This window comes from Guptibacillus algicola (assembly GCF_020171805.1).
GTDB lineage: Bacteria > Bacillota > Bacilli > Bacillales > Guptibacillaceae > Guptibacillus > Guptibacillus algicola.
Genome location: NZ_JAIVAF010000001.1, coordinates 157,318 through 170,347 on the forward strand (window position 1 = coordinate 157,318; position 13,030 = coordinate 170,347).

The following is a 13,030-nucleotide window of genomic DNA, read 5'->3' on the forward strand; positions in this document are numbered from 1 at the left end:
CTCAACCTAGTAGGAGTGAATATCGCTTGACTCCCGTGGAAAACGGGCGTTCGAGACTCGGAGTGGACCGCTTTTGTCCGCGAGGAGGCTCGGGCGTTCGTCCACAGGAAAGCAAGCGATATTCAAACTCCTACGGCCTCGGGATCACAATAGAAAGGTATTAGACCAGATTTTCAAAACTCGATCGACTTTCGTTCTCCCTTATCAAAGGTCATTAAATGCGAATACCCAACAGATTTCGCTAGAGTAATCGCCTGGTCATAATCAGCGCCAACATCCCGAGGAACATGAGCATCCGATGATAGTACGATCGGAATACCTTTCTCATAGCACATCTTTAATAAATCATAATCAGGATATAGTTCACCAACAGGTTTTCTTAATCCAGCAGTACTGATCTCAACACACGTTTTCGAATTTGCGAGTGCATTTGTAGCTCTATCATATTGTTCGAGAAGAAAATCTTTATTATCAGGCTTATAATTGAATATCTTTACTAGGTCTAGGTGACCCACTATATCGAATAAGTTCGATTCAGCAAGCGTCACTACCTGATCAAAATATTTTCTATATGTATCAAACAAATCTCTTTCATCCCAAAGATGGCGATATTCCGCAAGATCGATACCAAAGTCCTCTACCCAATGAATAGACCCGATCACATAATCAAATTGATACGATGAAATGAATTTCTTCATCTCTGCATGCTTCAGAGGCGTATAATCCATTTCAATGGACATTTTCACATCCATACCTTTGTTCTTTGCTTCCTCAAACAATCGTACATATTCGTTCATGTTGTACCATCTTCGTTGATTCACCCATGGGTTTTGCAATATATCTTCCGTTTCATGGAAATGATATGCATGTTCTGATATCCCAAAGTGATCAATATTTTTCTTTCTTGCTTCCTCCACGAATTTAGTTAAGTAATCAAGCGTTAGCGTCCCTTTTTCCAAATGGTTATGATAGTCAGTATACACACCTACATCCCCTTTATTGAACTAGTTTGACTTTTACAGTATCATTGTAACGCACAAAAGCTTCGCAAGATAGCACGTATCCAAACAAAGAAGCGCTAAAACCTATTTCTCATAGGTTCAGCGCCTCTTACAAAACTACTTCTTATCATTCAAATCAAATTCTTCGGCGATTTCAGCCATCTTCGTAGGCATCTTCTCGTCATTAAATACATGTTGTGCATTCTTGTAGCGAACAGGGTTTATTTTCCGTACTTTCTTATTATTTGTTCCCTGTTCATCACCGCTCTTACCATAACCGATATAAGATGGGTAGTTCTCTTGATTACTAGGGTTACTCTGGCTTGTTTTCTTCGCCTCAGGAGATTTCGATTGTTGACCATATTGCTTTGCTGTTTCAGCACCAACCTTAATTGCCTTTCTTGTTAGCTTTCTTGCACGTTTAGAGAGTGATAATACGAGTACAATCACAGATAAAAAGCCCAAAGAGCTGATTAAATTTTTCATAGACTTTTTCAACATAATTTCCTCCTGTCTAGTTTATCTACTTATCTATTGTGTAGCAAAAAGGAGAAGATTATACCTTTTGGTAAACAAAAAAGCCCTCCATCTAGAAGGACTTTCTGTGAATACAAAGCAATTATTTATGGAAGATAGAAAGAAAACGTTGTTCCTTCTCCATCTTTACTATGAACAGATATTTGTCCATGGTGAGCTTCAACAATATTACGTGCAATAGCAAGCCCGAGACCGGTACCTGATCGACCTCTTGTACGTGCTTTATCGGCTTTGTAGAATCTCTCAAATACAAAAGGCAGGTCTTCCTCTGGTATACCAGAACCTGTATCTTTCACATCAAATTGAACACCATTACTCAAAACCGTAATAATTAAACTAACTTCTCCACCTTTAGGCGTATGTCTCACGGCATTATCGAGTAAATTTGTTAATACTTGCTCAATCCGATCACCGTCTATCGAAAGGTTTTGGTCATGGTCAGACACATAATAGCGTAATCCAACCTCTCTCTCACGAGCTGGACCAGAGAATTTCCTTAGAATTCTTTGCCCAAAATCGTATAGGTTGATTTCACTATAAAATAATTCAGTATGTCCCGCTTCCATTCTAGCAAGATCTAAAAGCTCATTCACAAGTCTGCCCATACGAAGTGATTCATCATAGATAATCTGAGCGACTTCTTTCTTCTCTTCATCACTGCTTGCGATATCATCCACAATCGCCTCACTATACCCTTGAAGCATTGCGATAGGCGTTCTTAGCTCATGGGAGACATTCGCAATAAAATCTTTTCTCAGCTTGTCCAAACGACGCTCTTCTGTCATATCACGAAGAACTGCGACAGCTCCTCGAATAGCAGATTTATTATAAAGCGGAGTCATGACAACAACCCAACTTCGGCCCTGCATTTCTACTTCTGTTAGCTGTTCTCTTTCCTGCATGACTACTAAACTGAATAATGAGTGGATATCTTCAGGAACTTCTTTTCCTGGCTCTTCTTGCATCCCTTGCTCATAGTACCAGGCTTTTAAGAATCGTTCAGCTGGTGGATTCGTACTCAAAATCGCACCCGTTTTATCAAACGTTATCACACCATCTGCCATACTACTCAGTATGCTAGACAGTTGTTCTTTCTCCTGATTCAGAGCGGTTACATAATTATTTAATTGTCTGCCCATACGATTGAATGCAACGGATAGTTCGCCTATTTCATCATGTGTCACCATCGGTACTTTTGTATCGAACTTCCCTTTTGCTACCTGTGTAGCAGCTTCTCTCATCTTTCTTAGCGGAGCGGTTATCCGAGTGGATAAGAAAAACGCGAATATCGTTGTAAGAACAATCGCTATTCCGGCAGATATATAGATTAAATTCCTCGCCTGTCTCGTTGTCTCCGCTATGACATCAAGTGATTGATAAAGGAAGACAGCCCCATTTTCTTCTCCAACTTGCAACGGAACACCAACGATCAACAAGTCGTTTCGTGAAGCGGGATCCGCGGCCACTTCCCCCTGTTTCACCACGGTTCGTTGGCTAGTAAAGACCGTTCGTAAGTTCTCATCATCCTTAAATACACTTAACGGAAATTCAGGTAGTCCGTGACTATTAGGAGAATACTGAATCGTTGAAGAATCCTCCACGTTCTCTACAACCATGACACCTGTTGGATAAAAATCAGTAATTTCCCAAGCGGTATCAAAAGCTTGATCTCGATCATCATACTTTTCGATTACGGAAGCCACCTTCGTTGCGAGCCTCTCCATCTCTTCTGCTTCCTTTTCCACATGAAAGTCTTCAAAAAACTGAAGTAGCAGTGTGGTTAAGATGAAAAGCACGAAGGCAACGAGGAGGATAATGGTTAACCAAAGCTTCCCAACAACACTTCTCCAGATCATTACTCTTTAGCAGCCTCAAATTTATAGCCTACTCCCCATACTGTTGAAATCATAGCAGCTGCATTTGGGGAAACTTTGTTTAATTTCTCTCTCAAACGCTTTACGTGTGTATCCACCGTTCTAAGGTCACCAAAGAACTCATAATTCCACACGTCTTTTAAAAGGTCTTCTCGCGAAAAAACTTTGTCTGGTGCTTTTGCTAAATAATATAAGAGTTCATACTCTTTTGGTGTGAGATTAATGATTTGGTCCTCAGCAAGCACACGGTGTGCATCATGGTCGATCGTTAAATATGGAAAGACGATGACATTCTTTGTTGTTGTTTCTGTTTGTAAAAATTTGGTTGTTGAAGACCTTCTTAATAATGCCTTTACTCGTAACACAACTTCTCTAGGGCTAAAAGGCTTAGTAATATAATCATCTGCACCTACTTCAAAACCTTGAACACGATTTGCTTCTTCACCTTTTGCAGTGAGCATGATGACTGGAGTAGCTTTTTGTTCGCGAAGTTGTTCGCATACTTCTATTCCATCTATACCAGGTAGCATAAGATCTAACAAAATAAGGTCAAAATCATCTTCTGTTGCTATCTCTAAAGCAGCTTCACCGTTCTCTGCTTCTTCAATTTCATAGTTTTCTCTTTCTAAATACATTCGTAACAATTTTCGAATACGATCTTCATCATCTACAACTAAAATCTTTGCGTCTTTTTCCAAGAAGATTCCCTCCTACTTGTACTACTATACCTTATTTTACCACGCTCACAGCTTATGAGACCACCAATCAAGAAACCGCATACACTTCCCTGGCACATTCATGTATGTTTACTCATCTTTATCATTATTCCTATTTTCATGAAAGAAAACCTTCACATTACGTGAAGGCTTTCAATTTATGCATAAGAATGAAGACCTGAGATTACCAGGTTAACAACAACAAGATTTAGCATGATGATGATAAACCCTACTACTGCAAGCCAGGCTGACTTTTCTCCTTGCCAACCTCTCGATAGTCTCAAATGTAGATAAGCTGCATAAAATAGCCATGTTATGAGAGCCCATACTTCTTTAGGATCCCATCCCCAGAAGCGAGTCCAAGCTGCTTGCGCCCAGATCATTGCAAAAATTAGGGCTCCAAGCGTAAAGACTGGAAATCCAATTGCAACTGCACGGTATTGAATTTCGTCCACAAGCTCCTCATTTACATTTTTGAGAGCTGGTTGCAGTGCTGCACCGATTCGTTTTCTTAAAATCAAACGAATGATCCAATATAACGCGAGACCACCTAACATAGACCATACTAATGTATTTAGTTTGTGAGCAGCTTTTTCACCTTTCATCCAAGATGGCGCTTCAACAAGAGGGCCAAATTCATTCCCACTAACGAAAGAGGCATCCTTAGGACCAATAAGAGTAGGAATTGTATATTCAACCGTTGTTTGTTGCTCATTAACATCTACAAATTCATATGTAGACGAATATCCTGCTGCTTCAAAACTAAGAGCAATAATAACGAAAGCAATCGTACTGATCAACGTATACATGACAGCTTCAAGCCAGAATGTCGATTTACTGGCTTTCTCTTGATTTACTTTCTTAACTAAATAAACGAGACCTGCTGCAAAGCTAATAGCAAGGATTCCTTCTCCTAAAGCTGCTGTCGTCACATGAATCTTTAGCCAATTACTTTGTAAAGCTGGTATTAGCGGTTGAATTTCTGATGGAAATACACTCGCATAAGCGATAACGATAAGTGCTACCGGCATCGCAAAAACACCGATGACGTTACTTTTATAAATGGCATAGATCATTAAGAATGCAAATACCATCGCCATTCCGAAAAAGGTTGTAAATTCGAACAAATTGCTGACAGGTGCATGTCCTGCCGCAATCCATCTTGTAATAAAATATCCAAGTTGGAATAAAAAGCCGATGCTTGAAAGTATAAATCCACCACGGCCCCATTTCTTTGCATGGGTCACTTCATCTGACTTTCTCCATTTCTTTCCAAGCAGTGAAATGGCGAAAACAAGACTTGCTGCAAAATAGATAAAGAATGAAATATAAAGCAAGTTACTGCTAAGTTGTGCCATCTCATCATGCCTCCCTTCATAATAGAAGTGCTATTTTTGTTCCGATTGATCCTGAGGCATATCGATACCCGTCTTTTCTGTAATCGTTTCGAGTTCGCGCTTTAATCCATACCAATTCTTATTCGTATGGGAAGCTAACCAAACTTCATCCTCTTTTCTACGTATCCAAATACGACGGTGATTCCAGTACATTCCCTGGATGACACCAATCATAAAGATTGCTCCTCCGATACCTAGTATCCAAAGCGTATTGTCTTTACGAACAACTAGACCAGAAACATTTTTCGTATCAACGTTCTGGAATGACATTTTATAGTCATTTTCACCTAACGGCTCTAAGTTCTTCCGGATCGCTACAAACGCCACCTCTCCATCTGGATGATCTGGAGAAATCATGCGAAGAATAAATGCTGGGTTATTCGGGATTTTAGACTTCGTAGTCGGTTCCCCTTTATCGTTGAACTCAAAGTCAGGGAAATAGTCCATCACTTCGACACGATACCCTTCATCAAGTTTGTATTCGTCTTTTGGGTTATAAAGATCGATCGTAAGTTCACCAAAAGACTCCCCAGAATCTTTCTTATCCATCGTGAACGTCATGCTTTGAAGCTCGTTCAATTTATAATCAACTTGATAGATTGCGTAATCGTCAAACTTTAGCGGTTTGTTTACCTGGATCGGATGTTCCTTTACCTTTTCAAGTTCTGGTTCCGTACCTGGAATTCTATCTCCGACTTGTTTATAGAGAACTGCATCCGTTTGATAGTTTTTGGCCACTACTTCTTGACCCGACTGTTCGATTGCATCCTTGAACTTTTCATCGTTATTATCATAGGTTTCTAGGATGAAGCCATCGCTCTTCAAATAATAAGCTTCTTCTGTTCCTTTGATTTTCTTCGTTTCGTCTTCTTTTATCCAGAGCACTTCATCTACGTACATACCTGGAAAGAATCGAAGCATTCCTCCAATAAGAAAGATGATTAAGCCGATGTGGTTTACATAGGGCCCCCAACGTGAAAATCGATTTTTCTCTGCAAAGAGATGACCATCTTCTTCTTTTACATGATACTTCTTTTTTCGAAGTACTTCTTTTAGTTTAGAAAGAGTTGGGTTTTCGCCCTCAACTTTGGTGATTCCAAAATACTTCTGACGTTTCATAAAGCTTTCGTGTCGAATTGTCCGCTGCTTTTTTAACGAGCGATACAATGGAACAAAACGATCTAAGCTTGCTACGATTAATGAGAGACCAAGAGCCGCAATTAGTAGCATATACCACCAGGACCCGTATAAGTTATGAAAACCAAGATCATAGAATAATTGACCTGGGATACCATATTGCTCCCTATAGTATTCAGAGGGTTCAGAAAGTGGAGGTATGTACATTTCCTGTGGGAATATCGTGCCGATTGCTGAAGAAACTAACAGCAATACAATAATCCATATCCCTACTTTTACAGAAGAAAAGAAGTTCCAAACCTTATCGATAATAGTTGTTTTATAGGTTTGTGATCTCCTCGCACTTCCCTCATACCTCATGTTTAGAAGTTTCTTTGATTCTAAATCTCCTTGAAGCGGCTTACCACATGCCTCACATATTTCAGTTCCATAAGGGTTCACGTGTCCGCATTCACAGGTGATGGTTTTGTTGCTCATTCGAACACCCCGTTACGGTTGGATTCGCTTCATATATTCGTCGATTACTTCTTCAGATAAGCTGGCTTCTGTTTTTTGGATCACTTTACCGTCTTTATCAATTAAGAATGTAACCGGAATTGGTCCAACCCCATAATGATTTGTTACGTCGTTCCCCTTATCAAGAAGAACTGGAAAACTAAGTTTGTATCGATCAGCAAAACTCTTTGCTGTTAACTTCGGTTCTGAAACGTTAACCGCTAGAATTTCTACGCCCTTTTCTTTGTATTCCTTATACTTCTTGTCCATCGCTGGCATTTCATCTTTGCATGGCTCACAATAAGTTGCCCAGAAATTCAGGAAGACCCCTTTTCCTCGATAATCCTTCAACTCCACTTCATTTCCCTCTAGGTCAGTAAGGATAAAGTTAGGAGCCTTGTCGCCCGCTTGAACGACACCGCTATCATTAGCGAAGAAATTAGTATAGAACGTATACCCGACTGCTAGTAAGACAGCAGCCAGGATCACCGTTCGGACAACGAGCCGGTTTTTCTTTTTCATTTTGACCAACTCCAATCAAACAAAACAATACTACTTTTACTATAACGTGCTGTAAGGGAGACGCATTACTATTTTTTTGACTTTTGTGTGACAGCCTCATTACGAAGCTGCTTCACTTCATATGGCTTGAGCTCCCGGTACTCACCTGAGTTAAGTCCAGTTAATTCTAAGAAGCCATATCGCTCGCGTTTAAGCTTTTGAACTGGATAACCAAGCGCTTCAAACATTCTTCTTACTTGTCGGTTCTTACCCTCATGAATCGTAATTTCAACGATCGATTTTTCCTTTTGTTTATCGATCGAAAGAATTCTAGCTTGTGATTTAGCTGTTTTCCCATCTTCAAGATGGACACCTCTTTGAAGCTTTTGGATAACTTCTTTCGTCACGATCCCCTTCACTTTAACAACGTAGACCTTGTCGATTTTATAACTTGGGTGCATAAGCTTATTCGCGAAATCTCCATCATTCGTTAATAAAAGCGCACCAGACGTATCATAATCCAGTCTACCTACTGGGAATACGCGTTGTTCAATATGGTGGAAATAATCTGCAACAGCTTTTCGTCCCTTGTCGTCTTCGACTGTGGAAATTACCCCCGTTGGTTTATAGAACAAAAAATAAACCGGTTCTTCACGATACACCGGAATTCCGTCAACTTCTATTTTATCATTGTCTTTCACTTTTGTGCCTAGCTCTGTTACAAGCTTGCCATTCACTTTCACTCTGCCATCTTCGATCAATGTTTCTGCTTTTCTTCTAGAAGTAACTCCTGCTTGTGCTATTACCTTCTGTAAACGTTCCATATAATTCACCTCACTAAAACATCATACTCTTGTGTTAAAGAAACCTCAAGTACAGATTCATTCTATCATCTATTATAGGCAAGAAGCATCTATAGCAATCATCGTAAAATGTAAAAAAGAGCCCCCTTAAAAAGAGACTCTTACCCAAACACGATCGTAACAAATACAATAGCTGCGATAATTCCGACCAGATCTGCGAGCAACCCTACTTTAAGCGCATTCCCCATACGTTTAATACCTACTGCTCCAAAGTAAACAGTGAGGATGTATAGAGTCGTATCTGTACTTCCTTGCATAGTAGATGCCAATCGCCCTAAAAATGAATCCGGGCCGTACGTTCGAATAATATCCGTTGTCATCGCAAGTGCACCCGTTCCAGAAATTGGACGAATGAGCGCTAGTGGAACAATTTCCGTTGGTACTCCTATCATATCGAGGGGAGCTTTTAATAGATCACTTACAAACGCCATCGCTCCTGACGCTCGAAATACTGAGATCGCAACCATCATTCCAATAAGATAAGGAACGATCGAAATTGCAATAGAAAGCCCTTCCTTCCCACCTTCTACGAATGATTCGTAAGTGGGCACTCTTTTCCAAGTACCATAAACAAGGATAAAAGCTATTAAAATAGGGATAATCCAGATCGATATGCTCAGATCATCTCCCCCTTATCTCCTATTGAACGTACGGTCGATTATGATGGCTCCTATCGTCGAACAAATTGTAGCTGCGATTGTCGTACCTATTATTTCAGCAGGTGATACAGAACCATATTTCATTCGGATAGCTATTACACTAGTAGGTATCAACGTTAGACTAGAAGTATTCAAAGCTAGTAATGTCACCATAGATCTAGAGGCATTGTCCCTCATATTGTTCAATCGCTTTAACTCTTCCATTGCTTTGATCCCCATCGGTGTCGCGGCATTTCCAAGCCCGAACATATTTGCAATCATATTTGATAAGATATACCCCATCGCTGGGTGATCAGGAGGGACTTCAGGAAATAGTTTGACTGCAATCGGCTTAAAAACTTTTGATATACTAGTTAACAAGCCAGCGTTCTGGGCAATTCTCATTAACCCCAACCAAAAAACCAACACGCTTAACAGCCCAATACATACTGCTACTGCTTCTTCAGCACCGCTAAAAATCGCTTTATTTACTTCTTCCATCGTTCCATTAAACATCGCATATAGAATGCTAATAACAAAAAGTCCGACCCATATTAAATTAACCATCTAAATCACGCTTTAACTCTAATGAGAACAGGTTTTTAAAGAAACCCCAGAATCCTTTACTTTCCTTTTTCTTAATTTCGTACGTTAATGGGGCTTTCATTAAGACTTTATCATCAAGACTTACTTTATACATCCCCACTGGATCATCAAAGGCACTCGGTTCATTCCAATCGTCCTTATCTGGTGGAGCGGCTAAACGGATGCTTGATTCTACTTCTTCTTTTTCACTTTTCGTTAATGGATATACAAGATCCCGATGTAGCTTAATCTTTCCTTTGTAAGGTTCTTTTCTCACTTCATCAAGAATTCCTTTATGAGCTATCATTGTTAGCTCGTAATTTTCATAACCCCAGTTAAACATCGAAATATGGTCATTCCAATCAGAGGGAGCATTTAACGTCACCGCGATCAGTGACATTCCATCACGTTCAGCAGTCGAAACTAACGTACGTTTAGCACGCTTTGTATACCCCGTTTTCCCTCCAGTCGAATCGCTATACAAACCAGTAACTAGCTTATTTTTATTCCTCCAAACATAATCCCATTTTTCATTCTCATTTGGGGCTTTATGAACTTTCGTACTAGATATGATTCGATACACTTCATTATCCATCGCGTATTGAGTTAATAGAGCCATATCAAAAGCAGTTGAATAATGCTTTTCATGATCATCAAGTCCATGAGGATTTGCAAAAACCGTACTCGTCATTCCGATCTCTTCAGCTTTGTTATTCATCAAACTAACGAATCCTTCAAGACTACCTCCGACTTCCTCCGCAATGGCTACAGCAGCATCATTTCCAGATCTCAGCATGAGACCATACACAAGATTCTCAAGCGTTATTTCCTCACCTGATTTTAAATAGAGAGAAGATCCTTCTGTACCAGCTGCACGTGAGCTTACTTCAACCTTATTCGCCATTTTCCCTGACTCTATAGCCAAAATAGCTGTCATAATCTTAGTAATGCTTGCTATTCTTCGCTGTGTATAAGCATCTTTTTCATATAAAACACGTCCTGTTTCTTGCTCCATCAAGATTGCGCTTCTTGCAGACACATTCACTCCATCTGCAAAAACATTCTCAGGAATCAATAGGAACAATAAGGTAACGATTAATACAATGATGCTAACTTTTGACCGTAATACATTGATCATGCCTTCCACGTCCCCTGGCTCCGTATTTGTACAAGTCTATGAACCACGGGGCTTGGATATGATTATCAATTGGTCTAGTCTTTCGAAAAAGAATCCCTATAATTAGTTGCTTTACTTAGCGCGTATTCTTCAGCTGGAATCCTAATTTTTAATATGAGAAATGCGTTTAATAACGTAAATAACAAAGCTGTGAGATAAGAGGAAAAGATGAGAGGAAATGCAATTATTTCTACCGCTACAATCACATAATTCGGATGACGAATAAATCGGTAAGGACCACTTGAAACAACGTTAGCTTCAGGCAGTACGATGATTTTTGTGTTCCAGAATTTCCCCAAACTCTTCATTGTCCAAACTCTAAAGATTTGAGCGACTAGGAAAATAGCGAGCATCACTACCCAAATAGAGGAAAGCGTAAATCCTCTTATTGCTCCTTCCACAAAAACTGCTGCTAGAAAAGCAACGTGGAGAAAAACAATAAACTTATAATGCTCTTGCCCTGCTTCAAAAGCACCGTTATCCTTCATCCACTTCTCGTTTTTTCTCGCAACAACTAGCTCTGCAAGCCGCTGAAAAACGACTAATAAAAAAAAAGCAGTAAATACGACTCCCATCACTACAGCACTTCCTTCCAAACTAATAGTAATAACTCTGAACAAAAGCCCGGTCCTAGTGCTGCCATTAATCCAATAGCTCCATTCTTGCATCCCTCTCTTAAAAACTGATCTAAAACAAATATGACTGTTACGGAACTCATATTACCAAATTGCCTTAGAACCGACCTTGAAATAGCTGTTTTAGACTGATCTAGTCCCAATGCCTCTTCATACGAGGACAGCACTTTCGTACCTCCAGGATGTGCAATAAAATAATCGATCTCCTCGATGTTTTGTGAAGTTAGAAACTCTTTTACATTTGGTTCAAGCCATGTAGAAACGATCGACGGAATCGATTTTGAGAAAACGACGTGCAAACCCTGATTGCTCACGTCCCACCCCATCACATCTTCTGAGTCTTTCATTAACGTTGAGCATGTTGACTGAACTTCTGGGAGGCAATTTAACTGCGACCGTTTTAGAAGAGGGGATTCTTTCCCACACAAAAGCACACATGAAGTACCATCTGCAAATAGTGCTGTCCCAATTAGGTTACTCTTTGAAAAATCACCGTGTTGAAACGTTAAGCTACAAAGTTCTACATTAATAACGATTACATTTTCTTTCGGATGAGCAAGACAGTATTCATGTGCACGGGATAACCCAGCTGCCCCACCTGCACACCCAAGCCCCCAAATCGGGATTCGTTTTGTGTGAGTCGAGAATGGTAGAACGTTCATAATTCTCGCTTCAATACTTGGAGTTGAAATACCAGTTGTAGATACAAAGAAGATGGCATCAACTTCACTACAATCGACCGGTTTACTAAGGTAATATGTACTTTCTAAACATTCTAGTATTGCTTTAGATGCATACTCGACAGCTAAAGAAACATACTTTGCATTTTTCTCTTCAAATGTTGGTCCTTCTGAATACCATTCTACCGGCATCGCAAAGTATCTCGTATCGATATCTGCACTTTGGAAAACGGGTAAAAGCCTTTCGATATCTTTAAAATGACTTCCAAACTGTTTTCTCGCAAACTCGACTGCCTCATGTTGGTCAAGACGATTTGGAGGAAGGTGTTTTCCTATTGATAGAATCATTATACTACTCCTTAAACTCGCTTTTCCTTTATTTTGAGGCTCAGTCGTCCTTATTATTCCAACATTTTAGATAAAAAAAGATGCTCATAAAGAGCACCTTTTAATGAGCATTTCTATTTATCTCATTTAGCTTTGATACTATCCGTTCTTTGTCCATCGATTTAAGAGCTTCTAAAAATTCTGCTTCGTCACTTACGTATACTCGTTTTCTTTTTGGATATCGTTCAAAAAAACAAACTGCTATCATTTCTCGAACAGGTTCGTCTGCAGTAAATAAACCCTCATCTTTCGCCTTGTCTTCAAAAATGAGCGGATATAGGACCGAAAAGTGTTTTTCATCACCCTCTGCTTCATATGAAACAGTACAACGCGAAAAAGAATCTTCAGGTGAGTTGGAACGATCCTTTTCTAACTGTCCTCCTGCGATGTTTGTAATTTGCATTAAT

The 13,030-nt window shown here is 39.7% G+C and carries 14 protein-coding genes; all 14 read right to left on the bottom strand.

Going from position 1 to position 13,030, the window contains the following annotated elements; genetic code table 11:
- Positions 1-173 precede the first annotated feature (173 nt).
- Positions 174-983, bottom strand: coding sequence for a histidinol-phosphatase (locus LCM09_RS00885; protein ID WP_224878054.1), 810 nt, complete (start codon positions 981-983; stop codon positions 174-176).
- Positions 984-1,118: 135 nt separating this feature from the next.
- Entirely contained in the window at positions 1,119-1,502 is a 384-nt protein-coding gene (locus tag LCM09_RS00890) for a hypothetical protein (RefSeq protein WP_224878056.1), read from the bottom strand.
- Between the two features lie 122 nt (positions 1,503-1,624).
- Positions 1,625-3,394, bottom strand: a complete 1,770-nt coding sequence (locus LCM09_RS00895; RefSeq protein ID WP_224878058.1) for an ATP-binding protein — start codon at positions 3,392-3,394, stop codon at positions 1,625-1,627.
- A complete protein-coding gene (locus LCM09_RS00900; protein WP_224878060.1) occupies positions 3,394-4,110 on the bottom strand; it encodes a response regulator in 717 nt (238 codons plus the stop codon). The genes LCM09_RS00895 and LCM09_RS00900 overlap by 1 nt, the downstream gene beginning before the upstream one ends.
- A gap of 176 nt (positions 4,111-4,286) precedes the next feature.
- The gene (gene ccsB, locus LCM09_RS00905) at positions 4,287-5,486 is read right to left on the bottom strand and encodes a c-type cytochrome biogenesis protein CcsB (RefSeq protein ID WP_224878062.1); all 1,200 of its coding nucleotides are present in this window, start codon (positions 5,484-5,486) and stop codon (positions 4,287-4,289) included.
- A 30-nt stretch (positions 5,487-5,516) separates the two neighbouring features.
- Positions 5,517-7,139 carry a cytochrome c biogenesis protein ResB gene (gene resB, locus LCM09_RS00910; RefSeq protein WP_224878064.1) on the bottom strand — a complete coding sequence of 541 codons (1,623 nt, stop codon included), beginning with the start codon at positions 7,137-7,139 and terminating at the stop codon, positions 5,517-5,519.
- A gap of 12 nt (positions 7,140-7,151) precedes the next feature.
- Positions 7,152-7,679 carry a thiol-disulfide oxidoreductase ResA gene (gene resA / locus LCM09_RS00915; RefSeq protein ID WP_224878066.1) on the bottom strand — a complete coding sequence of 176 codons (528 nt, stop codon included), beginning with the start codon at positions 7,677-7,679 and terminating at the stop codon, positions 7,152-7,154.
- A gap of 68 nt (positions 7,680-7,747) precedes the next feature.
- Positions 7,748-8,482 (bottom strand): pseudouridine synthase, encoded by a 735-nt coding sequence (locus tag LCM09_RS00920; protein WP_224878068.1) that lies wholly within the window; start codon positions 8,480-8,482, stop codon positions 7,748-7,750.
- Between the two features lie 140 nt (positions 8,483-8,622).
- Positions 8,623-9,141, bottom strand: coding sequence for a spore maturation protein (locus tag LCM09_RS00925; RefSeq protein ID WP_224880016.1), 519 nt, complete (start codon positions 9,139-9,141; stop codon positions 8,623-8,625).
- A gap of 12 nt (positions 9,142-9,153) precedes the next feature.
- On the bottom strand, positions 9,154-9,726 hold the full coding sequence (locus LCM09_RS00930; RefSeq protein WP_224878071.1) for a nucleoside recognition domain-containing protein: 573 nt from the start codon (positions 9,724-9,726) through the stop codon (positions 9,154-9,156).
- Positions 9,719-10,882: a D-alanyl-D-alanine carboxypeptidase family protein gene (locus LCM09_RS00935; RefSeq protein ID WP_224878073.1), complete on the bottom strand. Its 1,164-nt coding sequence runs from the start codon at positions 10,880-10,882 to the stop codon at positions 9,719-9,721. The genes LCM09_RS00930 and LCM09_RS00935 overlap by 8 nt, the downstream gene beginning before the upstream one ends.
- A gap of 74 nt (positions 10,883-10,956) precedes the next feature.
- Entirely contained in the window at positions 10,957-11,496 is a 540-nt protein-coding gene (locus LCM09_RS00940) for an isoprenylcysteine carboxyl methyltransferase family protein (RefSeq protein WP_224880018.1), read from the bottom strand.
- 2 nt (positions 11,497-11,498) lie between these two features.
- Positions 11,499-12,584 carry a type III polyketide synthase gene (locus LCM09_RS00945; protein ID WP_224878075.1) on the bottom strand — a complete coding sequence of 362 codons (1,086 nt, stop codon included), beginning with the start codon at positions 12,582-12,584 and terminating at the stop codon, positions 11,499-11,501.
- Between the two features lie 100 nt (positions 12,585-12,684).
- On the bottom strand, positions 12,685-13,026 hold the full coding sequence (locus LCM09_RS00950) for a hypothetical protein (protein WP_224878077.1): 342 nt from the start codon (positions 13,024-13,026) through the stop codon (positions 12,685-12,687).
- Positions 13,027-13,030: the final 4 nt, after the last annotated feature.